Source organism: Halorussus aquaticus, from assembly GCF_024218795.1.
Lineage (GTDB): Archaea > Halobacteriota > Halobacteria > Halobacteriales > Haladaptataceae > Halorussus > Halorussus aquaticus.
In genome coordinates this window covers 1759564-1779691 of the sequence record NZ_CP100400.1, presented here as the reverse complement: position 1 = coordinate 1779691, position 20128 = coordinate 1759564, and the positions used below count along the sequence as shown (strand labels likewise).

23 protein-coding genes are annotated in these 20128 nt (G+C 66.2%); 8 read left to right on the top strand and 15 right to left on the bottom strand.

Annotation, left to right across the window (positions count from 1 at the left end):
- Positions 1-113: 113 nt before the first annotated feature.
- Both NGM06_RS09155 and NGM06_RS09150 read left to right on the top strand, forming a co-directional pair.
- The gene (locus tag NGM06_RS09155) at positions 114-929 is read left to right on the top strand and encodes a hypothetical protein (protein WP_254269971.1); all 816 of its coding nucleotides are present in this window, start codon (positions 114-116) and stop codon (positions 927-929) included.
- Between the two features lie 24 nt (positions 930-953).
- Positions 954-2075, top strand: coding sequence for a hypothetical protein (locus NGM06_RS09150; protein ID WP_254269970.1), 1122 nt, complete (start codon positions 954-956; stop codon positions 2073-2075).
- Here the strand turns inward: NGM06_RS09150 and NGM06_RS09145 are convergent, their stop codons facing one another.
- From NGM06_RS09145 to NGM06_RS09120, 6 genes are read right to left on the bottom strand one after another with little or no spacing between them, the layout of a single operon-like run.
- Positions 2076-3083 (bottom strand): M48 family metalloprotease, encoded by a 1008-nt coding sequence (locus tag NGM06_RS09145; RefSeq protein ID WP_254269969.1) that lies wholly within the window; start codon positions 3081-3083, stop codon positions 2076-2078.
- Positions 3084-3131: 48 nt separating this feature from the next.
- Positions 3132-3890 (bottom strand): proteasome assembly chaperone family protein, encoded by a 759-nt coding sequence (locus tag NGM06_RS09140; protein ID WP_254269968.1) that lies wholly within the window; start codon positions 3888-3890, stop codon positions 3132-3134.
- 5 nt (positions 3891-3895) lie between these two features.
- Positions 3896-4078 (bottom strand): RNA-protein complex protein Nop10, encoded by a 183-nt coding sequence (locus tag NGM06_RS09135; RefSeq protein ID WP_254269967.1) that lies wholly within the window; start codon positions 4076-4078, stop codon positions 3896-3898.
- Positions 4079-4112: 34 nt separating this feature from the next.
- Entirely contained in the window at positions 4113-4913 is an 801-nt protein-coding gene (locus tag NGM06_RS09130) for a translation initiation factor IF-2 subunit alpha (protein WP_254269966.1), read from the bottom strand.
- Complete coding sequence (locus NGM06_RS09125) at positions 4910-5083, bottom strand: 30S ribosomal protein S27e (RefSeq protein WP_163522280.1); 174 nt, start codon at positions 5081-5083, stop codon at positions 4910-4912. The genes NGM06_RS09130 and NGM06_RS09125 overlap by 4 nt, the downstream gene beginning before the upstream one ends.
- Positions 5084-5086: 3 nt before the next feature.
- Positions 5087-5368, bottom strand: coding sequence for a 50S ribosomal protein L44e (locus NGM06_RS09120; RefSeq protein WP_248649343.1), 282 nt, complete (start codon positions 5366-5368; stop codon positions 5087-5089).
- Between the two features lie 406 nt (positions 5369-5774).
- Here NGM06_RS09120 and NGM06_RS09115 point away from each other — a divergent pair, with 406 nt between their 5' ends.
- From NGM06_RS09115 to NGM06_RS09100, 4 genes are all read left to right on the top strand, one after another.
- Positions 5775-6515, top strand: coding sequence for a hypothetical protein (locus NGM06_RS09115; protein WP_254269965.1), 741 nt, complete (start codon positions 5775-5777; stop codon positions 6513-6515).
- A complete protein-coding gene (locus NGM06_RS09110; protein WP_254269964.1) occupies positions 6512-6910 on the top strand; it encodes a hypothetical protein in 399 nt (132 codons plus the stop codon). The genes NGM06_RS09115 and NGM06_RS09110 overlap by 4 nt, the downstream gene beginning before the upstream one ends.
- 76 nt (positions 6911-6986) lie before the next feature.
- On the top strand, positions 6987-7865 hold the full coding sequence (locus NGM06_RS09105; protein WP_254269963.1) for an alpha/beta hydrolase family protein: 879 nt from the start codon (positions 6987-6989) through the stop codon (positions 7863-7865).
- Between the two features lie 78 nt (positions 7866-7943).
- Positions 7944-8213 carry an HAH_0734 family protein gene (locus NGM06_RS09100; RefSeq protein ID WP_163522284.1) on the top strand — a complete coding sequence of 90 codons (270 nt, stop codon included), beginning with the start codon at positions 7944-7946 and terminating at the stop codon, positions 8211-8213.
- A gap of 177 nt (positions 8214-8390) precedes the next feature.
- On the opposite strand, the gene NGM06_RS09095 is transcribed toward NGM06_RS09100, so the two are convergent.
- The 6 genes from NGM06_RS09095 to ftsZ all read right to left on the bottom strand — a co-directional run bounded on the left by NGM06_RS09095 (position 8391) and on the right by ftsZ (position 13621).
- Entirely contained in the window at positions 8391-9152 is a 762-nt protein-coding gene (locus NGM06_RS09095) for an NAD-dependent epimerase/dehydratase family protein (protein ID WP_254269962.1), read from the bottom strand.
- 70 nt (positions 9153-9222) lie between these two features.
- Positions 9223-10518 carry an MFS transporter gene (locus NGM06_RS09090; protein WP_254269961.1) on the bottom strand — a complete coding sequence of 432 codons (1296 nt, stop codon included), beginning with the start codon at positions 10516-10518 and terminating at the stop codon, positions 9223-9225.
- 239 nt (positions 10519-10757) lie between these two features.
- Complete coding sequence (locus tag NGM06_RS09085; RefSeq protein WP_254269960.1) at positions 10758-11180, bottom strand: hypothetical protein; 423 nt, start codon at positions 11178-11180, stop codon at positions 10758-10760.
- 389 nt (positions 11181-11569) lie between these two features.
- The gene (locus NGM06_RS09080) at positions 11570-12007 is read right to left on the bottom strand and encodes a transcription elongation factor Spt5 (protein ID WP_163522288.1); all 438 of its coding nucleotides are present in this window, start codon (positions 12005-12007) and stop codon (positions 11570-11572) included.
- Positions 12008-12017: 10 nt separating this feature from the next.
- Positions 12018-12185 carry a protein translocase SEC61 complex subunit gamma gene (locus NGM06_RS09075; protein WP_115795056.1) on the bottom strand — a complete coding sequence of 56 codons (168 nt, stop codon included), beginning with the start codon at positions 12183-12185 and terminating at the stop codon, positions 12018-12020.
- 290 nt (positions 12186-12475) lie between these two features.
- A complete protein-coding gene (ftsZ, locus tag NGM06_RS09070) occupies positions 12476-13621 on the bottom strand; it encodes a cell division protein FtsZ (protein ID WP_163522289.1) in 1146 nt (381 codons plus the stop codon).
- 872 nt (positions 13622-14493) lie between these two features.
- Between ftsZ and NGM06_RS09065 the strand changes: the two genes are divergently transcribed.
- Entirely contained in the window at positions 14494-15297 is an 804-nt protein-coding gene (locus NGM06_RS09065; RefSeq protein WP_254270012.1) for an aldo/keto reductase, read from the top strand.
- A 101-nt stretch (positions 15298-15398) separates the two neighbouring features.
- Here the strand turns inward: NGM06_RS09065 and NGM06_RS09060 are convergent, their stop codons facing one another.
- The 3 genes from NGM06_RS09060 to NGM06_RS09050 are packed head-to-tail and all read right to left on the bottom strand — an operon-like array spanning position 15399 to position 19149.
- Positions 15399-16733 carry a D-aminoacyl-tRNA deacylase gene (locus tag NGM06_RS09060; RefSeq protein ID WP_254269959.1) on the bottom strand — a complete coding sequence of 445 codons (1335 nt, stop codon included), beginning with the start codon at positions 16731-16733 and terminating at the stop codon, positions 15399-15401.
- Positions 16734-16779: 46 nt separating this feature from the next.
- Positions 16780-18123, bottom strand: a complete 1344-nt coding sequence (locus tag NGM06_RS09055) for a calcium:cation antiporter family protein (protein WP_254269958.1) — start codon at positions 18121-18123, stop codon at positions 16780-16782.
- A gap of 48 nt (positions 18124-18171) precedes the next feature.
- The gene (locus tag NGM06_RS09050) at positions 18172-19149 is read right to left on the bottom strand and encodes a calcium/sodium antiporter (RefSeq protein ID WP_254269957.1); all 978 of its coding nucleotides are present in this window, start codon (positions 19147-19149) and stop codon (positions 18172-18174) included.
- Positions 19150-19273: 124 nt separating this feature from the next.
- On the opposite strand from NGM06_RS09050, the gene NGM06_RS09045 reads away from it, so the two are divergent.
- Positions 19274-20110: a shikimate dehydrogenase gene (locus NGM06_RS09045; RefSeq protein WP_254269956.1), complete on the top strand. Its 837-nt coding sequence runs from the start codon at positions 19274-19276 to the stop codon at positions 20108-20110.
- The last annotated feature ends 18 nt before the right edge of the window (positions 20111-20128 follow it).

Below are 20128 nucleotides of genomic sequence, written 5' to 3'. Positions count from 1 at the left end.
GAGCGGTAATTATTAATAGAATTTTATATATTCTATCGGCCAAATACTTTATATTTTATCCATATAACTACAATACGATGACGAGGAAAAATAAAAACCCGTTGTACAGTAGTATGAGTAAGCGAAGCCTGCTGAAACAAATGGGATTGGCCGGTGCCGGGATGTCGGCTGTTCCGGCGCTGAGCGGTAACGCGGCCGCCGCCTCGGACTTCAACATCGACATAGAGAGCGTCTGGGACTCCATCGTGGACCTCGTCCTCGATCAGATCTCCGTCAATCCCTTCTCCACGTCCGACGTCGCAAACCCCCAAAAGCGAAAGCGGAAAGTCAAACAGCAACTCGAAGCGCAGATGCGCTCGGACTTCAACGGGACGACCAACAGCGACGGTCTCTCGACGCAGGTGACGCCGACCGACATTCCGTTCGACATCTGCTACTGGACCGACTTCGGTGCGGACGGGTCGAAAATCTGTGTGGACTCAGCGACACCGAGTTACGGGTCGCCCGACTGCGACACCATGGCGCTCCCGAACCTCCACTACATGTCGTTCGCTCTCACGTCGTTCGACCTCAAGTGGGATCACAACTGGTCGGCCAGTTGGAGCGCGAACGTCTGGGTCGGGTCCGACCCGCAGGACGGGTGTCTCTACACCGGCATGGAGGCCGTCGATGGCACGCAACTGAACCAGTGTGCGAAGGTCATCTGTCCGGACGACATCGTCGAGGCGGGTGCATCGGTCGCTACCATCGCCCAAAGCGCCTTCGAGACGGCACTGTCTGCCATCGAGGAGTGGGCCAACAAGCAGGGCCTCTGGGACTGGCTTCTGTACGTCGCGGCCGCGCTCATCGCGATCGCTATCGTCATCGCGATCAGTACCGGCGTGATCACGTTCTCGCTCCCGGCCGCCGCTGCACTCGGAGTTCTTTAAGTCACCGCATCCACTATTTTATTTATGGTCATCGCAGCGTACCTCCTCGCCTCGATAGCGGCTTGTGCGCTCGGATACGCGGTCGGCCGAATCGGTACTCGCGCGCTCACCGCCGGCGACGGCACGGAAGTTGCGTCCAGACTCCGAAGGCTCGTCGCGGTCTGGGGTGGGACGGTCACGGTCGCGGCCGTCGGAACGGCGGTCGTGACCGGCGCGCCGGACGCCGTCCGCACGGCGCTCGCACCGACGCTGCCTGACACCCTCGGTACGGCACTCGGCTGGTCGCTAGTCCTCCCGGCCGCCGTACTCGCCACCGTCAGCGCGTACTACGCCGTGTTTCCCGCGATGAAAGGGACGGGCGAGACCGACACCGACCGAACGACGGCCACCCTCGCCGCGGCTCGGACGCTGGGGGTTCACGCCCTAATCCTGGGAGTTCCGGTCGCGCTCGCCGCGACCGTCGCCGACGCCCAGTTCGGTCTCGGCGTCGTCGGCATCGCGGTCGCCGCCCTGCCCGTCGGCTCGTATCTCGCGGGACCGACACTGGTCGCGCTGTCGGTTTCCGCGCGCGCGCCGACCGACGACGAACAGCGGCGACTCGCCGAAGCCACGGAGGCGACGCCACTCTCTGACGTGCCGTGGCGAGTCGTCGAAGGCGCGTTCGGTTCGGACGCCGAAATGGCGGTCGTCGGTCCGGTGGGCTTTCGGCGACTGTACGTCTCCGAACGGTTCTTCGAACGGTCGGAAGCCGCGTTCGAATCCATGCTCGCCATCCACGGCGAGCGCGAGCGGCTCTCCTACCGCGGAGTCGCCGCTCTGGTCCTCTCGCTCAAGGTGTCGGTCGGCGTCGCTCTCCTCGGACTCCTGCTCAAACTCGCCCCAGTCCGGCCGACGCCCGGGACCGTCGCCGTCGCCTTGCCCGCCGGCGTCGTCACCGTCGTCGTCCTCGATTTGCTGTGCTGGCGACTCGGATACCGCGCCGACAGGCGAGCCGCAAGCCGAGTCGGGGCTGAGCGACTGAGCGACTCGCTCCGAGAACTCGCCGCACAGGCCGGAGTCGAGGAGAATCCGAGTCGCATCGTCCAGCACCTCCGGTCTCGACCGTCGCTCGCCCGACGACTCTCGAACGTCCGAGACGAGCGCTGACTACTCTCGCTCGTACCTACGGAGGAGTTCCGTTCGCTTCTCGGTCGGGGGATGCGTGGCGAACAGCGCGTCGCCGGTAGCGACGAACCAATCGCGGACTCGCACGGTCGGCGGTCTGCGCCGGTTCTCCCAGATGGTGAACGCGTCCCGGGACGGTCGGGGCGGTTCCACGATGGAGAAAACGCCGACGGCACGCGCCCGGCGGACGTCCGCCACAGGAGCGTCGATGGACTCGGGGTCGAGCGTGTCGAGCGCGTCGGCGAGCGTGGCCGGCGACCCGACGAGTCGCGCCGCCGCTCTGTCGGCGGCGAGTTCGCGCTGTCGGGTGAAGACCGCGAGCAGCGACTTTCCGACGAGCCAGAGACACCCGGCGAGGAGGAAGGCCGCGATACCGAACAGGTTGGTGTAGAGCGCGCCGGGGACGCCGTCGCTCTCGTTGGTGGCGTTCAACCCGTCCATCACGGAGCGACCGAAGACCGCCGGAACCGCCACGAGCGTGACGACCAGCGCGTCTCGGTTGGCGAGGTGGGCGAGTTCGTGGGCGAGGACCGCCGCCAACTGGTCGCGGTCCAGTCGGTCCAGCAGTCCGGACGAGAGGACGAGCGTGGACCCGCGGCGCGTCAGGCCCGAGACGGAGGCGTGTGGAACCGGCGTCTCGGCGAGTTCCACGGCGGGCATCGGGACGTCGAGTTGGAGAGCGAGGCGTTCGACGAGCGACTCGATGTCGTCGTCCGCGTACGCGGTCTCGGCTATCTCCCGCGATTCGAGCCGGTCGTGGACGGCGTTCGTCCCGGTGTAGGTCGTCCCGACCACGATGCCGACCGCGAGGACGCCCCCGAGTATCGTCCCGGCGTACGCTCCGGTCTGCGGTGACACGAGCAAGACCGGCCCGACAATCTCACCGACCCGCGCAGTCGAAATCACGATACCGACGACGAACGCGAGCGTGCCACTGACCACTACGAGCAAGGCGACCGCGAGGCGAGACCGGAGTCTGATGCTCGTCATCGTTCGGGAGGGCTCCGCGCGGGCTGCTTCGTTCGGTCGATATACCCTTCAGCCGATGTACCGCAGATTCTCGTCGGTCGGCATCCCGGACTGCTGGTTCTCCATCTCCTGAATCTTGTTCGCCACGTCCTCCATGTCGTCGGCGCGCTCCTCCAGCGAGTCGTACTCGACCTCGAAGCCGAGGACGTCCTCCAGCACTTCGAGGACGGCCCGCGCGCTCTTGGGGTCGACGAGGTACCCGCTGGTCTCGCCCATCAGGCAGGTCGCTCGGAGGCCGCGGCGCTCGCCCAGACCGAGCAGGAGACCGCTGGTGCCGACGATGCCGCCCGCGGGTTCGTCCTCGCGGAACTCGACCCCGACGTCTACGAGTTCCTCGACGAACTCGGTGTCGGTGGCCGCACCGACGACGGCGTACTCGTCCATGAGTTCGCCCGTCGGGACGCCGCCGAGCGCGTAGACCGTCTCGACGCCGAACGACTCCGCCACGTCGAGGAAGGCGTCGGTGAGTCGATAGTGACCCGCGTTGTCGCTGGCCTGATTGTCGCCCGTCAGAATCAGCAGGTCGCGGTCGTCGAGTTCGACCGCGTGAATCTCGGCGCAGGCGAGTTCGGTCGTCCCGTCGTCGGAGACGGTGACCTGCGGCGGGAAGTGTTCGGAGTAGACCCGCCGCACTAGCTCGCTTTCCTTCTCTTCGAGGAGATGTTCGACCGCGAGCTTGCCGACGTGACCGACGCCGGGAAGCCCTTCGACGAGAACCGGGTCCCGTAGGTCGGGGTCGGCGACCGTCTCGATGTCGAGTTCGTCCATATGGCTTATTCGCGGGCGCGCTCCTTAAGTGCCCGTCGGTACTCACCGTACGGGTCCTCGGGGTTGAAGGGCGCGGGCGCGCTGTTGACGGCCTCGGCTCCGCAGTCGGGACACGTCTCAGAAAGGGTGTAGACCGGACGAGCGTGACGGTCGCGCCACGCCGAGCAGACGCGGATGTCGGATTTCATTGTCGGGTCGGGTCGGCGGGTGGCGTTCGGGGAGTCACTCGTCTTCGGTCTGGCGTTCGCGGTGGAACGACCCCGTGCCGCCGACCGACTCGATGGCGGACTCGGCGCGGGCGGCGCTCTCTTCGAGTTGGGACTCGGCGGTCTTGTAGTTGGGCGCTCGCACCCGAATCCGGTACTCGGGCGCACCCACGTAGGTCACGTCGAGTTCCACCTCTTCGGGGATGTCGCCGTTTCCTTCCGCGGCCTGCAGCGCCTCTTTGATGTCGTCGACGCCGCTTTCGGACGGGCTTTCGAGGTCCACGTAACCCGTGACGGTGACGTAGGGCACCGAGACGTTCTCGCGGGCGGTATCGACGATTCGCTCTATCTCCTCGTCGGTGAGGTCGGTCGATTCGAGCGCTTCGGGTCCGTGAATCGCGGCTTGCTCGAATCCGCCGTAGAGACCGCCGAACTCCGCGAGCATCGCGTTGGCGACGTGGGCGTACTTGTCGTCGTCCACGTCCTCGCCGAAGGCCAGTTCCATCCAGTTGTCGGCCTTCTGCTCGTTCTTCCACTCCTGAATCTTCTCGGAGTGCTGGTGGTCGTTGACGTCTTTGAGCGAGAGGTCGATCTGCTGGGCGCTCTCGTCTACGTCCAGCACCTTGCAGACGACCGTCTGGCCCTCGTTGACGTGGTCGCGGATGTTCTTGATCCATCCGCTGGCGACTTCGCTGACGTGGATGAGACCGTGCTTGCCCTCGTACTCCGAGAGGTCCACGAACACGCCGAAGTCCTCGATCTCGTCTATCTTCCCGACGACGAGTTCGCCGGGTTCGGGCCAGCCGCTGTACTTCATCGCGCTTCTACCGTCTCGGTCACTTCGCCTTCGAATTCGGCGTCGCCGCCGGTCGGCCGAGCGAGCGTCGCGCCGCAGACGGCGCAGGCGACCTCGGTCGCGGCCTTGCCGAAGACGGTCTGTTCGTTGTCACAGTCCGGACACTGAACGGTGTAAAAGTTTCCTGCCATGGGTTAGTCCTCCAGTTCGAGTCGGCCCGCGCGCCATCCCTCGCGGAGGTGGGCCTTGCCGCATTCGCTGCAGCGGTACTTCAGGTCGGTCTTCTTCGTGGGCTTGTCGCCACCGGGCACCTTGGAGAACCGGCCGCGGTTCCCGATACCCTTCGAGCCTTCGCGCTGCTTCCGCTGGTCCCACTTCATTCCGGTCGAGCGACCGGTTCGGACCTTCTGGACTTCGTGTTCTTCGTGAGCCTTACAGTGCGGGCAGTACGTGTTGAAGCGGCGTGGCATCTGCATAGATATCTACCTTGGCGTGACGTAGGGGCACGGGGCTTAAAACCCGTTTGGTTCACAATCGCCGTCGGCGACCGGAGCGGATCGTCGGTGGACCGTCCGCCCGAACCGGACGCCATCCGACCGAGCCTCGTCTGCACGACCGGCCACGTCCGCGCGACCCCCTTCGTTCGCCACTTGGGACAGTTTTACTTTCGCCGCGGGTGGCGCGATTTTAAGTTGGCTCTCCCCGTACAATTGGATAACGACCGCGGAACGGCGGACGTGGTGGTGTGACGACGAACCGACCCGCCGGACTGCGGTCGTCGGAGGAGACTATGCAATTCCGAAAGAGATTCGAACGACACGAACGGGAGAAAACGGGGTCGCCCGGACGCCTGCGCTGCAGGCGTCGACGGGGAGGTGGACGATGACCGGCGTCGTCGAACTGCTGGCCTCGGTGGGGTCGAGTGCGCCGATTCAGCGCGTTCGGAACTACCACCTGACTCGGCGAGAGGCGCGCCCACGAGCGCATGACTTCCTCACGGCGATGCGCCGGACCGACGGCGGGGTCTGCGCTCGGTGGGCCGGACCGCCCGGTGACTGCTTCGTCCGCTACACCGATCCCGGTTGGCAGCGTGCAGAGTACAATCGGTTCCGCGGCCGACGGACCGTGGAACCGCTCGACGTAGAGCGGGTGCGCGAGTGGTTCCGGAACAGTCGCCCCGAACTGGTCGCTTACGACGAGGTACGCGACGTGTTCCGGGAGTCACCGGACGCCAGCGTCGAGTCGGGAATCGGCGTCTCCGCAGACGGCGGGTGCGTCTCCGACGAGCGAGTGCGCGTCGCCCGGTACGCGGACCTGCTCGGCGACCCGACGCTCGACAGACGGGACGCGGACGCGCTCGCTGCCGCACTCCCGGCCGGGCCGCGCGAAATCGTCTTCGACCTCCCCGGAGTACTGGCCGAAGAGTCGGTCCTCGAATCGGTCGCCGCGAGCGACCGGGTGTTCGTCGCGGAGGTCGTCCCGGAACGCGAAACCGAACGGGCCTACTACGTCCGACAGGACCGCCGAGGGTGTTGGGTTCCCAAGGGAGAGGCGACCGTCTACGAACTCGCCGACGGAGCGGCACTGGACCTCGAACGTGCGGAGTCCGGCGAGTCGGTATGATGGTCGAACATCGCTTCGAGTGCGTCCACTGCGACCACCGGGTCCACGCGACCGGTGAGGACAGCGACGCCGCCCGTCAGCGGGCGCGCGAGCGAGGGGCCGACCACGTCAACGACGACCACGCCGACCGACTCGCGCGTTCGGTACACTGGCCCGACGAACTCCCGGCCGAGGAGTTGCTGACTGGCGAGGCGGCTTACGGGTCGCTCAGGGGGTGGCTCGTACCCGCCGACGACCTGCTCGTCTGCGCCGACTGCGGCTACTACTTCGGTCGTGAGACACCGGAGCGCGCGCCGGTCGGCGACGCCGGTCTCGTCTGCACCGTCTGTTACCAGCGCCGTGTGGAGAATCGGCAGAACTCGGTGACCGATGCCATCGAGGATTTCCTACGGTGACTTATTCTCCGATACGAGTTAAAATTTTATTTGATTGTAAGAAAATAATAAGTGGGCGGGTTCTTTTCGTGTTAGTATGTCGTTCAACCGACGGACGTTCCTGAAGCGTAGTGCAGTGACCACCACCGGACTGGCGCTCGTCGGGACATCGGGCACCGCGGCGGCCTACGACGTCCCGCTACTCTCGACCCGCGACCACTACAACGACGACGGGTCGCTCGTCTCCGGCGAGAGCCAGTACAGTTACGACACCAACGGACTGGTACCGGGAATCGACACGGGATGTGCCGGCGACCTCACCGTGTTCATCCACGGATGGGACAAGAACAGCAGCGAGTCCGGTGCGGAGCAGGCGGCCCGAGAGAAGATCCAGCACGCCCGCGACGAACTGACGGGTGCCGGATACGGCGGTACCGTGGTCGGGTACACGTGGGACAACGACGTCGGCGGCGGCGTGGACTTCGGGTGGGGCGAGGCCCAGACCGTGGCCCAGAAGAACGGTGCGAAACTCGCACAGTTCGCGGTCGATTACAAGTCCCAGTGTCCGGGGTCGAACGTCCGGTTCGTCAGTCACTCGCTGGGCGCGCAGGTGCTGTTGAGTACGCTCCGCTCACTGAACGGATCGTGGTTCACCGACAACGGGTACGACGTCTACTCGACCCACCTGCTGGGGGCCGCACAGGACAACGAAGCGCCGACGCAGGAGAATCCGGATACGTACGACGCCATCTCCAACGTGGTCGCGAACGCGTACAACTACCACAGCCACGAGGACGACGTTCTCCAGTGGGTGTACAACTCGTTCGAGTTCGACCAAGCGCTCGGCGAAACCGGCTACGAGGACGGGAAGACGCCCGCACCGAACTACGACGAGTTCGACGCCACCTCGCAGGTCGGGAACGACCACTCGGGCTACCTGACGAACCTCTCGGACGAAATCGTCTCGGACATGTAACGCCCGAGGACGGTCGGTCGAACTCCCTCGGCGACCGTTCCCGAAGCGTTTAACCCCGCGCCTTCCGAATCGCCGCGCATGAAGCGACTCATCATCCACGGGGACCCCGGCATCCGGAAGAACGCCGTCATCAACTACGACGGCGACGAACGCGTCTGCCTCGCCATCAGTCGGCAGGGCGACTGGCACGGTCCCGACGAACCGCAGTTGTGGTGTACTATCGGTACCGAGGACGAGCGCGAGGACTTCGAGAAGCGCAACTACGTCCCCCACTGGTTGGAAACCGAGTCCGTCGACGCCGAAGACGTCGATATCGTGAAGCGCGCCGAGGATATCGCAGTCTCGTAATCCCGCAGTTTCGTCACGAGCGTCGCTTCGGTTTCTCACGTGGTTCGAGTCGGACCCGGCAGTAGTTCGAGCAGAGCAGTCGAGACGGTCCGTAGTGGACGACGCTACTTCTCCTCGAACGACTCACACTGCCACCGTATCGTAACTGTACAGCCACGGCACCACGACGGACACGAACTACGCCAGTACCTCAGCGGAGTTGTCGCGGGGCCGGTAGTCCAGTTTCCGCATCGTCTCGGTCAGCGAGAGGTAGCGGTCGTCGTTCCGGGAGACGGCGTGGGCGGTCACTGACGACTCGGGGAGGTCGGCGTCCACCGCGGACTGGATCGCCTCCCGGCAGTCGGGGGGACTCAGCCACATCGCTCTGGCGAACCGGGCGCGCGCCTCGTCGTCCCCGTCATGGGTCTCTCCGAGTTGGTCCTCGTCCATCAGCCACCCGATGCGGAGGTTGACCACCTCGATGCCGTGGCGGTCGGCGTAGAACTCGCCGAGCGCCTCGGCCGCCACCTTGCTCACGCCGTAGTAGGAGTCGGGCCGGGTCGGGTCGTCGGGTCGGACGGCGCGGGCGTCCTCGCGCATCGACTCGGGTTCCGCGGGGTCGTCGACGTTGTGCATCTGGACCGCGTGGTTCGACGAGGCGAAGACGACCCTGTCGAGGTCGTTCTCCCGGGCGGCCTCGTAGGCGTTGTAGCTCCCGCCGACGTTGGGTTCGAAGACGCCCTCCCAGTCGGCGTCGGGCGAGGGGTTGCCCGCGAGGTGGACCAGCACGTCCTGCCCGGAGAGCGCGTCTGCGAACGCCTCGGCGTCGGTCACGTCGAGCGTCGGACCCTCCAAGTCCTCGTGTTCGCGGTGCGTGACGGGCGTCACGTCGTGGCCGCAGAGTGCGAGCAGCGCCTGTCGTCCCACCTTGCCCGCCGCACCTGTGATTGCCACGTTCACGGCGGGGGTACCACGACCTGCCGGAAATACGTGGTCGCCGACCGGCCGAAGAGACGCGGTCGGGTCCGCGTCAGTCGTCGGCCGCCGCGGCCACGTGGTCGGGCGCGGGTTCCGTCGTGAACAACCACGCGAACACGACCGACGAGACCACGATGAACCCCGCGGCGGTCCAGAAGGCGACGAGGACCGAGGTGGCGTCCCAGATGGCTCCGACGAGGACCGGGCCGCCGACCTGTCCGACCTTCCACGCGATGGACCGGAGCGAGAGGCTCGACCCAACCGCGTCGAAGTGCTCGCCCTCCTCGACGAACAGCGCCATGCTCGCGGGGAGTCGGAGGCTGTCGGCCACGCCGAGGACCGCGTAGGCGGTGAACAGGACGAAGAACGCGCCGGGGAGCGCCAGCGACTCGCCGAGGGCGGCGAGAGTCACGCCGGGGACGTACCCCTCGGCGAACCCCGCCAGCGGGATGAGCGCGGTCCCGACCGCGTAGGTCAACGCGCCCGCGAGGATGAACCGGTACTTCTCGCCGAAGCGGTCGGTCAGGTCGCCGACCTTCCCCTGCGTGAGCGACTTGGTGAGTTTGCCCCCGGCCATGATGCCGCCGATGACGAGGGCGTTGATGCCGAACTCGGTCCGGGCGTAGATGGGCAGGAAGATGATGACCGCCATCTTCCCCACGCTGAACGACCCCCTGAAGAACACGAGGGCCTTGATGGCCCGTCGTCCCATCAGGTCCGTGAGGGTCTCGTACCCGGAGGCCTCCTCGGGGTCGGCCCGGCCGCCGGGGTTGTCCCGGAGGAACGCGAACACCGAGAGGAACGCCCCGATAGTGATGACCGACAGGACCGCGTAGGTGACCTCGAAGTCGTAGAGAAACAGCAGGAGGCCGCCGAACACGTCGCCCAGCAGACTGGAGAACGCCCCGACCTGATTGTACGTCCCGATCCAGAGTCCGCGCGACTCGTCGGGGCTGATTTCGCCGACGACGGTGGTGCCGGTCAACCAGAGGATGCTCGCGGAGAAGCCCTGCACGACCCGAAGCAGGATGACGTGTTCGACGCTGGAGACGAACGCGAACCCGACGAACACGGCGACGTTGAGCGCGAGACCCGCGAGCAAGAATCGCTTGGAGTCGCGCAGGTCCACGTATCGGCCGAGCGGCAGGACGATGAACAGTTGGACCGCGGCGAACGCGGTCCCGAACAGTCCCTCGACGGTTCCCGAGGTGTCGAACATGTCGGCGTACAGCGCCAGCGCGATGAGAATCGTCGAGTACGCCTGACTCCGGGCGAACGCGGTGCTGGCGAGCGCCACGAACTCCCGATTCCGGAAGAGGCGGAGCGACCCGCCGCTCGACTCGGCCACTGTTACGAATCGAAATAGCAGATGTCCCGGTAATAAATCCACGGCTCCCGGAAAGGGAGGAAGCCCCGACAGGGTGGTAGCAGCCACGTAACCGCCGGACGGCGGGAGATTCCTCCGGAAGCGATAGCCTTCGGTGCGACCGCCGCCGTCGAATCACGCCGAGACGGAGTCGGTCACCATCGAGACGGAGACGCAGCTGCCCTCGTGGCGCGAGACGGAAAAACGGGGACCGAACGGTCTCAGTCTTCGAGCGCGTCCGCGATGCGCTGGAGCTGTCGGGTCGTGTCGCGGACTTCGTCGCGTAGCTGACGGACCTCGCGGACGAGTTCCTCGCTACCGACGGACTCGCTCTCGCCGGGTCGGCCGCCGGGGCCGCCGGGACCGCCGCCCATCGCACCGCCGGGACCGCCACCGCCGCCCATCATGCCGCCCATCATCTGTGCGAAGGGGTTGCCGCCGCCCATGCCGCCGGGGCCGCCACCGCCGCCCATCATCTCTTCCATTCGCTCGCGTCGGTCGCCTTCCTCGCCCTCGCCGTCGCCCTCCTCGGCGCGCTTCTCTCGAATCTCCTCGACGCGCTCGCGGAAGGACTTCTCCTCGCCCTCGCCGCCTTGGGATTCAGTTTCGTCCGGTGCGTTCTCGTTGGAGTCGTCGTCTGCCATGCGTCGGGCTTCGGGGTGGAAGTGGAAAAGCGTGGTGTCTCGGCAGAGGCAGAACTGGTGGGCCGTCGCGGGGTTCGGCGACGCTGTAGGGCGCGCTCCCGGGGCCCACACGCTCGAATCTGAACCCAGCGGACCGTCACGCAGCCACCGTTTCCGCCTCGGGTGTTCTCGCTCACTGCGTTCGCTGCGGGCACCGCTCGGCGTCATCAGAACGCTCTGCGTTCTGATTGGCTCACGAGACGCAAAGCCTCTCGTGAACGCAAGAGTCCAGACCGAAAATTCCGACAGCGCCACCGGTCGGGGACACGCCGCGTTTCGCTCGGCGTACAGTCGCAGTTACCGTTCCTCGCTGTCCGCTCACGGCTTCGCCGTTCGCGTGGACCGAAGCGCTATCGCTCTTCGGAGTCCAGCACTCGAATCTGGTCCCCGCGGACCGTCACCGGAATCGGGACCGTCGCCTCGTAGAGTTCGACCGTCACTTGGTCCTTCCCTTCGTCGATGCGCTGGACCTGCGCCTTCTCGCCCTTGAACGGACCGGCGATGAGTTCCACGATGTCGCCCTCCGCGATGCCTTCCACGTCCGGCGTCGGCGAGAGGAAGTGTTCGACCTCGGAGATGTCGCTCGCTCCGGGCACCATGCTCCGGGCGTGCGGAATCTCTTCGAGAACGCGGCTGATGACCGCGTCGTCGTCGGCTTCGACCATCACGTAACTCGTCAGCGAGTCGGGCGCGAGCGCGGCGTGAATCTCCGGCTCCTCCCGGTTGATGATCATGTCTGCGACGGTGCGTTCCTGACTCGCGGTCGTCTTGACTGCGTACATTGGCATTCTGAATCACCTACGCTGGGAGGAAACTCATGACGGCGAAGATGATAAAGCCGAGCAGTCCCACGAGGATGATTCCGGCACCGGCGATCTTCGAGATCTTCGAGAACTCCTCCCACGAGGGCGTGCTGGCGAGTTTCAGCACCCGCACGTACGACGAGAGGTCGAGCTTGACGTCCATGTTACCGGGGGTTAGAGACCGTCCTTTTTCTATCTATTGCTATCGGGTCGGGAGTTCGTTTCCAGACACGTTCCAGTCCCCTCGCTACCAAACGACACTCACACCGGAGTCACTTTAAGAATGCGGTGAAGGCGGTCAGCGCGTCAGTCTTCGGTCGGCCCGCGTCCGAGCGGGCGTCCTCGAAAAGCAGACGACCCAGTGCGTTACTCCCCGAGAATCAAGCGAGAGGGGAACGGGGCAGGGCGACACCCGATAGCTCCCGAATCCGCGCTCGACGGGGGCGGACGCGGCTACTCCACGTAGTCGATGTCTTGGAGTCGCTTGTTGGCCTTGGCCTGCTGGGCCTCGTTGCGGCCGTAAATCTGGGGCGACTCGACGCCGGTGACGACTATCATCGTGCGCATCTCGCCGTCGAGTTCCTCGTCGATGGAGGTCCCCCAGATGATGCGGGCGTCCGGGTCGATGCGGTCGTATATCTCCTCGACGACGCCCTCGGCTTCCTCGATGGACATGTCGTTGCCGCCGGTGACGTTGACCAGCGCGGAGTTAGCGCCCGAGATGTCCACGTCGAGCAGCGGCGAGCGCATCGCGGACTTCACCGAGTCCTGTGCCTTGGAGTCCGAGTCGCTCTCGCCGAGTCCGATCATCGCCACGCCGCCCTTCTCCATGACGGTGCGAACGTCGGCGAAGTCGAGGTTGACCAGCCCCGGTTTCGTGATGAGTTCCGTGATGCCCTTGACCGAGCGCATCAGCACCTCGTCGGCGACCTTGAACGCCTGCCGGACGGGGAGTTTGCCCACGGAGTCGAGCAGGCGGTCGTTCGGCACGACGATGACCGTGTCGGACACGTCGCGCAGGCGCTCAAGTCCGGCCTCGGCGTTGGTCCGGCGGACCTCGCCCTCCGCGGTGAACGGCGTCGTGACGATGGAGATGGTCAGCGCGCCCGACTCGCGGGCGGCCTTGGCGACCACGGGAGCCGAACCGGTCCCCGTCCCGCCGCCGAGTCCGGCGGTGACGAACACCATGTCCGACCCCTGAATCGCGTCGTAAATCTCTTCCTGACTCTCGAGGGCGGCCTCTTCGCCGACCTGCGGGAGCGAGCCAGCGCCCCGGCCCTGGGTCTTCTGCTCGCCCATGAGAATCTTGGTGTCGGCTTCGATCTCCACGAGGTGCTGTACGTCGGTGTTGGCCGCCACGAGCTTCGCGCCGTGGATGCCTTCCTCGGCCATTCGATTGACCGTGTTGCCACCGGCTCCGCCGCAACCGACCACCGTGATGTCGGTCTGGAGGTCCTGTAGAACGTCCTTGAGTTCCTCGTCGGTCATCGTCCCCGAGGCGTTGGCGGCGTTCGCCTTGGACCCAGCCCCCGAACTGGGCTGTTGGGAGTCCTGTCCCCCCTCGGCTTCCTCGATGGCGTCTTCGACTAGCGAGTCCATGCTGAAGTTGGCTTGAGAACGGAGCTTAATTATCTTTCCCCTCTATGTCGGACGAATGTCTGACATATGCTGTCATTTAGCGCGATATCACTGGAACGGGGGTTCGATTTGACAGTTTCTCGGAGACTGATACGACATTCCGGGTGCCGGACGGTCGGCGGAAGCAGTTGGCGCGTTCGAGATGCCCACCCACCGACGTCGTCCGTCCCGCTTCGAACGCACTGCCACAACCCCAAAGTCCGCGTCCGTGGAACTGAGATAGCATGCCCGGACAGGAGACCGAGAGGGACGACCGCGAGCGGAGCGAGGGGAGACGAGTCGGGGAGAGCAGTCGCCTGCGCGACGGGGCGTCCGTCGCGGTCGCGTTGTTCGCGGCAGTCTTACTCGGCAGACGAGGCGGCGAGGCGAGCGTCGAGAACGCCCGGGAAACGCGGACGGGGATGACCGACGAGACGGGGCCGACCGAGGGAACGGGGCGGACGGGCGGAACGCGACTGACGGAGGCCGTGACTCGCGTGCGCGAACGGATGCCCCCCGTCGCGACGGGAAGCCGGGACGGAAACAGGACGACAGACTGGCCGGAGGTCCTGCGGAACGTCGCGACGAACAGGCGCTTCCAGTTGGGCGCGGCGCTCGCGACAGCGCTCTTGGCGGGAATGCTGCTCGCCGGGCGAGGCGACGAGGCGAGCGACGCGGAGGCGAGCAGCAGAGCCAGCGCCGTAGAGAACCTCGCTGAGGTAGAACGCGAGCAGGACCACGAAGCGGGGACTCCTCCGGCCGACGCCGAGGTCGATGCGATTCGACCCGGGGAAATCGAGGCCTCCGGAATCGAGGGCGACGTGTCCGACTACACCGCACCGAGGACGCGCGGGATGCCGATGCTCGGCCTCGGCACCTATCAGGACGCGGACTACGACGAGTGCGTCGAGAACGTCCGGACGGCCCTCGAGATGGGGTACCGACACGTGGACACGACCGAGCGACGAGAGGCCTACTACAACGAGACCGCCGTGGGCGATGCCGTCGCGCAGGTGGACGTGCCACGCGACGAACTCTTCGTGGCGACGAAAGTCGGCCCCGAGGACCTCGACTACGACCACGTGTACAGGAGCGTCGAAGAGAGCCTCGACAGACTCGGGATGGAGTACATCGACCTGCTGTACGTCCACTGGCCGACCGGCGACTACGACGTCACCGAGACGCTCGACGCCTTCGCGGACCTCCGCGAGGAGGGCCTCATCGAGAGAATCGGCGTAAGCAACTTCACGGTCGACCTGCTGGCGGAGGCCGTCGCGGTCGCGGACGAGCCGATATTCGCCAATCAGGTCGAGATGCACCCGCTGCTCCCCCAGACCGAACTCCGGGAGTTCTGCGCGCGCGACGACGTGAACGTGGAACTGGTGGCCTACTCCCCCATCGCCCGCGGAAACGTCGAAGCGGTCGGCGAGTTGTGGGAGGTGGCCGAGAAGCACGGCGCGACGCCCGAACAGGTCAGCCTCGCGTGGTTGCGCGAGAAGGGCGTGACCGCCATCCCCGAGTCCACCAGCGAGGACCACCTCCGGGAGAACTGGCTCAGCCTCGGCGTGGACTTAGACCCCGAGGACGTCGAGACGCTGGACTCCATCGACGAGCACCGCCGCATCGTGGACCCGGACGAGGCCCCGTGGAACTGGTGACCGGGACGGACTCCCGGTGCGCGTCGGTCGGCCCGACTGCACTGCTGTCCGGCCCGACTGACCTCGACCGACCTGCCCGACTCGCGGCGCTCGTGCCAGAATCAGACCGAAAACTCGCGAACCTGCTCGCTCCGGACTTTCTGGGGGTCTATCTCTCGGCCGCCCACCGTGACAGGCTCTCCCGCCGAGAGTTTGCCGAACGCCGGACCCTCCTCGACGCCGAGCGTGCGGGCCTTCTCCGGGTCGAACGTGGTCTGTCGCGCGACGATTCGGCCGTCCTCGCGCGCGACCGAGTCGTACTTCTCGCGGAGGAAGTCGGCCAACTCGTCTACCAGTTCCTCCCGGTCGCTCCGGTCGAGGACCGCCGCGCGGCCCGCCGCGCGCGTCCCGCTCTGTTCGGTCTCGAACGCCAGCGTGCGGGCCGCGACCGCCTCGCGCGTCGCGTCGGCGTCGATACCCTGCGCCTCCACGAGCAGGTCGTCGGGCAGGTCCGCGAGTTCGTACGCCGTCGCCTCGGGGTCGCAGCTCTCGGCGGCCTCGCCGAATCGGAGACCCGACGAAATCGGCGAGAGGTCGGATTCGAGGTCGGCCACGAGGTCGAGCGGAACCCCCGTCGTCTCCCGGACCCACGTCTCGCTCACGACGCCGTAGCCGAGGTCCGCGACGGTCTCTTTGAGTTCCGGGTAGTCACCTTCGATAACTGCGCGGTCGGCCCGACTCCGCTCGAAGGCGCGCCGAATCACGTCGCGGTTGGCCTCGGGCGCGCCCATCGCGTCGAGCACCCAGTCGGCCGCGATGTGACCCACGGCCCAGTCGGTCTCGCGCTCGATTCGCTCGAACCGCGGGACGTAGTGGCCGCCGCCGAAGCCGACCAACTGCCTGTCGCGGTGGGGTTCGACGCCGTTCAGGTCGAGGACGGCCCGCGCGACTGCTCGCGCACCCTCGGGGTCGCTCCACTGCTCCTCGCCGCTCCCGAGTTCCGCGAACAGGGAAGGGACGCCTACCTCCGAGGGGCCGTGGTGGGTGCACTCCATGCCGACCTCGTAGGAGTCGGGTGCGTGGTCCTCGAAGGCGTCGAGCAGTCGCGCGTGGGCGTTCGGGCACGCCTCGGCGAGGCCGCCCGTGACGCCGCCGAACTCGGCCGGACCGAAGTTCCCCGTGAAGTGGGCGGTCAGCAGCGCCCCGGTGTCGCCGGAGTGGCGGGAGACGAACACGAGCAGGTCGGGGTCGGAGAACGGGGCCGCGGTGTCCTCGATTTCGAGGTGGAGGTCGTCGAACTCCCGGAGTTCGAAGCCCTCGCGGGAGTAGACCGTGCCGCCGCCCTCGCCGTCGGGGAGCGAGTCGTCCTCGCGGGCGTCCCAGTCGGCGAGGTCCAACAGGTGGTCGCCGATGCGTTCGGAGGCCGAATCGGCTCTGCTGACGACGATGGCAATCACGGCCGAACCTACGGCGGGAGCGAAGGAAAAGCGCGTCGGATGGGAGTCAGTCGGCGTGTTCGACTGGTTCGGACCCGCCCGGCAGAGCGTTGCGGGCGTTCGCGGCAGTGCGGTCGAAGATGGACCGGAGTTCGCCGCGCCGTAGGACGAACAGCGCCGCGCCGAGGACGAGGTAGAGGGCGGTGTAGGCGTAGAGGATGAGGATGCTCAGTTCCGTCGCCTGCGCTTCGCCCATCGTCTGGATGACCCAGAACTCGGCGACGACCTGCGAGGTGAACAGCACCAGAAGCACGACCGCTTCCCGGACGCTTATCTCGAAGTTCGTCAGCACGCCGATGGCGAAGAAGCTCTGGGCCGCGGTGATCCAGATTTCGGCGGCCTGCTTCTCGTCGAAGGGGAGCGTTCCGATACTCCCCGCGGCGATGCTGTAGACGACCGCGAGGGTCCCGATGAGGAGCGTCCACTGGTTGAGCTTCGAGGAGATGAGCGCGTTGAATCCGGCGGTCGAGCGCGCCTTGTTGACGAGGTAGGCGACGACGATGAGTTCCGGACTCTCACTCGCCAGCGGCGCGATCCACTGGATCATGAAGAACGGCGGGATGCCGAGCGACAGTCCGAGGTGTTCCAGACCCTCCGCGAACGGGTGGACCGCGGTGTAAATCATCCCGCCGGAGTAACCGAACAGCAGGAGGACGCTGGCGATGCGCGGTCCCTTGGAGTAGCTCTGGAAGTACGCCGGAACGCCGACCTGTTCCTCGTGGTCCTCCACGTCGCCGCGGATGACGATGCCGATGTAGAGCGCGTACAGACCGACGAGGAAGATGGTGTCCGTGATACCGATGCCGCCGCCGAGGGGCACGAAGAAGGCGTAGGCGGTCGCGGCGAGCAGGAACGCGATTTCGGTGGCGATGTCGCGGTCGAGTTGCACCTTGCTCTTGAGGAACCCGGATTCGCGGACGACCGCGGGGTCCTCGGAACTGAGCGTGCGATAGACGGTGAACAGAGCGATACCGGACCAGCCCAGACCGATGAGGATTCGGTTCGCGCCGGTCATGTTCGCCACCGCGAGGTTCGCGGACTGCATGCCGCTGTCGGTGCCGATGTTCGCCCCGGCCTGCCACGCGTAGAGGGCGTCCACCGCGTACTCGGGTGCGACCGCGAGGACCGCGAGGACCGCCAGTGCGAACGCACGCGGCACGTCCTTCTCGGCCGTCTCGGCGGCCCACGCGAGCATGAACGAAGCACCGAGCACTGCGACACCACTGACGGCGACCGTCTGGAAGTCGCTCAGCGAGTGCGCGTTACCTGTCGCCCAGACGAAGACCCACGGGAGTGTGAGCGCCGTCGTCAGACCGACTGCTGATAGCGGATGCCGTAAACGACTCAACATTCTGTCCGAGGATAGCTCACCCCGAAAAGTAGGTCTTGCGTTACGAGGTCAGGGAAACAAGAGGTAGACGAACCCGACGTAACCGCCGACGAGCGCGACGCCGCTCCACCGCGAGAGGTGGCGACCGTAGGCCATCAGCGCCATCGCGCCGACCGTGAAGCCGATCATCATCGGGAAGTGGAACGTCTGGACGGTGGTGCCGACCGACAGGGGGTGGACCACCGCGAGCAGGCCGATGACCGCGAGGACGTTGTAGATGTTCGACCCGACGACGTTTCCGATGCTGAACCCCGCCTCGTCGCGAATCGAACTCACCAGTGAGGTCGCCAGTTCGGGCAGCGACGTGCCGAACGCGATGATGGTGATGCCGATGAAGAGGTCGCCGAAGCCGAACGACCGGAGGACGCCGGTTCCGCCCTTCACGAGGCCGAACGAACCCGCGAGCAGACAGACCCCCGCGCCGACGAGGAGCGCGATTTCGCGCGCGCTCGCCGACCCGTCGGCGTCCTCGACCTGCATCTCGTCGGGGACGACCTCTCCGTCCGCGGACCGAGAACTGTAGAGCATGTAGCCGGTGAACACCGCGAGCAGGACGAGCATCGCCACCCCGTCGGCGGGACCGAGCATCCCGTCGCTCCCGAGGACGACGAGGAGCACCGCCGCCGCGAGCATGAACGGGCCGTGTCGCCACAGCAGCTTCGAATCGACGGACAGCGGTTGAACGAGCGCGGAGGCCCCGAGGACGAGACCGATGTTGGCGATGTTCGAACCGATGATGTTGCCGAGGCCGATGTCGCTGGAGATACCGATACCGCCGATGAGACTGACGAACAGTTCGGGCGCAGTCGTCGAGAATGCGACGATGGTGACGCCGACCGTCGCGGGCGCGATGCCGTACCCGAGCGCCAGCGACGAGGCGCTGGAGACCAGCAGTTCCGCGCCGAGATACAGGAGCAGGATACCGCCGACGAGGTAGAGCGCCTCGACGGAGACGAGTATCCCGCCCAGCGTTTGGAGTGGTATCATTTCTCTACTGCAGTCCGAACCAGACGACCGACATAAACACTCGGATAATTACCGATTCTGAGAATCGGCAGGCCGCAGGGGGTCGAACCCAGTAGTTAACCCGGTCGCAGACCTTCCGCCCGACATGGACGTATTCGGACTACTCGGTAACCCGGTGGGTCACTCGTTGTCGCCGCCGATGCACGAGGCGGCCTACGACGCCCTCGGGACGGACGCGCGCTACGTCACTTTCGAACCCGACACCGACGAACTGGGCGACGCAATCGAGGGTGCGCGGGCGCTGGGCGTGGCGGGCCTAAACGTCACGATTCCGTTCAAACAGGACGCACTGACCCACGTCGAACCCAACGACCTCGCGGCCCGCATCGGCGCGGTCAACACCATCGACTTCTCGGACGCCGACGCCGAGCGCCCTCCCACGGGACACAACACCGACGCTGCGGGCGTGCGCCGGTCGTTCGCCCACCACGACGTGACGCTCGCCGACCGAGACGCCGTGGTCGTCGGCGCTGGCGGTGCCGCGCGCGCGACGGCCTTCGCACTCGCGGACGCAGGTGCGAGAGTCCACGTCGCCAATCGGACGGTCGAGCGCGCGGAGCGACTCGTCGCGGACGTGGAGCGCGAGACGCCCGACCGCTCCGCGGAGACGACCGCTGGCGGTCTCGACTCGCTCGACGCACGCGTTCGGGACGCCGACGTTGTGGTCAACGCCACCAGCGTCGGGATGGAGGAGGACCGCTCGCCGGTCCCGGCGGACGCGCTCCACGCCGACCTCGCGGTACTCGACGCGGTGTACCGACCGCTCGACACGCGCCTGCTGCGAGACGCCCGCGAGCGCGGCGCGACGACCATCGACGGCGCGTGGATGCTACTGTATCAGGGAGTCGAAGCCTTCGAACTGTGGACAGGTGAAGATGCACCCGTGGACCGGATGAACGAGGCACTTCGGGCACGGCTTTAAGTGCCACGGCCCTCTACT

Excerpts from the sequence above, each read along its gene's own strand:
- NGM06_RS09155 (WP_254269971.1), top strand. The coding sequence starts at position 114 with ATGAGTAAGCGAAGCCTGCTGAAACAAATGGGATTGGCCGGTGCCGGG.
- NGM06_RS09150 (WP_254269970.1), top strand. The coding sequence starts at position 954 with ATGGTCATCGCAGCGTACCTCCTCGCCTCGATAGCGGCTTGTGCGCTC.
- NGM06_RS09145 (WP_254269969.1), bottom strand. The coding sequence starts at position 3,083 with ATGACGAGCATCAGACTCCGGTCTCGCCTCGCGGTCGCCTTGCTCGTA.
- NGM06_RS09140 (WP_254269968.1), bottom strand. The coding sequence starts at position 3,890 with ATGGACGAACTCGACATCGAGACGGTCGCCGACCCCGACCTACGGGAC.
- NGM06_RS09135 (WP_254269967.1), bottom strand. The coding sequence starts at position 4,078 with ATGAAATCCGACATCCGCGTCTGCTCGGCGTGGCGCGACCGTCACGCT.
- NGM06_RS09130 (WP_254269966.1), bottom strand. The coding sequence starts at position 4,913 with ATGAAGTACAGCGGCTGGCCCGAACCCGGCGAACTCGTCGTCGGGAAG.
- NGM06_RS09125 (WP_163522280.1), bottom strand. The coding sequence starts at position 5,083 with ATGGCAGGAAACTTTTACACCGTTCAGTGTCCGGACTGTGACAACGAA.
- NGM06_RS09120 (WP_248649343.1), bottom strand. The coding sequence starts at position 5,368 with ATGCAGATGCCACGCCGCTTCAACACGTACTGCCCGCACTGTAAGGCT.
- NGM06_RS09115 (WP_254269965.1), top strand. The coding sequence starts at position 5,775 with ATGACCGGCGTCGTCGAACTGCTGGCCTCGGTGGGGTCGAGTGCGCCG.
- NGM06_RS09110 (WP_254269964.1), top strand. The coding sequence starts at position 6,512 with ATGATGGTCGAACATCGCTTCGAGTGCGTCCACTGCGACCACCGGGTC.
- NGM06_RS09105 (WP_254269963.1), top strand. The coding sequence starts at position 6,987 with ATGTCGTTCAACCGACGGACGTTCCTGAAGCGTAGTGCAGTGACCACC.
- NGM06_RS09100 (WP_163522284.1), top strand. The coding sequence starts at position 7,944 with ATGAAGCGACTCATCATCCACGGGGACCCCGGCATCCGGAAGAACGCC.
- NGM06_RS09085 (WP_254269960.1), bottom strand. The coding sequence starts at position 11,180 with ATGGCAGACGACGACTCCAACGAGAACGCACCGGACGAAACTGAATCC.
- NGM06_RS09080 (WP_163522288.1), bottom strand. The coding sequence starts at position 12,007 with ATGCCAATGTACGCAGTCAAGACGACCGCGAGTCAGGAACGCACCGTC.
- NGM06_RS09075 (WP_115795056.1), bottom strand. The coding sequence starts at position 12,185 with ATGGACGTCAAGCTCGACCTCTCGTCGTACGTGCGGGTGCTGAAACTC.
- ftsZ (WP_163522289.1), bottom strand. The coding sequence starts at position 13,621 with ATGGACTCGCTAGTCGAAGACGCCATCGAGGAAGCCGAGGGGGGACAG.
- NGM06_RS09065 (WP_254270012.1), top strand. The coding sequence starts at position 14,494 with ATGCCGATGCTCGGCCTCGGCACCTATCAGGACGCGGACTACGACGAG.
- NGM06_RS09055 (WP_254269958.1), bottom strand. The coding sequence starts at position 18,123 with ATGTTGAGTCGTTTACGGCATCCGCTATCAGCAGTCGGTCTGACGACG.
- NGM06_RS09050 (WP_254269957.1), bottom strand. The coding sequence starts at position 19,149 with ATGATACCACTCCAAACGCTGGGCGGGATACTCGTCTCCGTCGAGGCG.
- NGM06_RS09045 (WP_254269956.1), top strand. The coding sequence starts at position 19,274 with ATGGACGTATTCGGACTACTCGGTAACCCGGTGGGTCACTCGTTGTCG.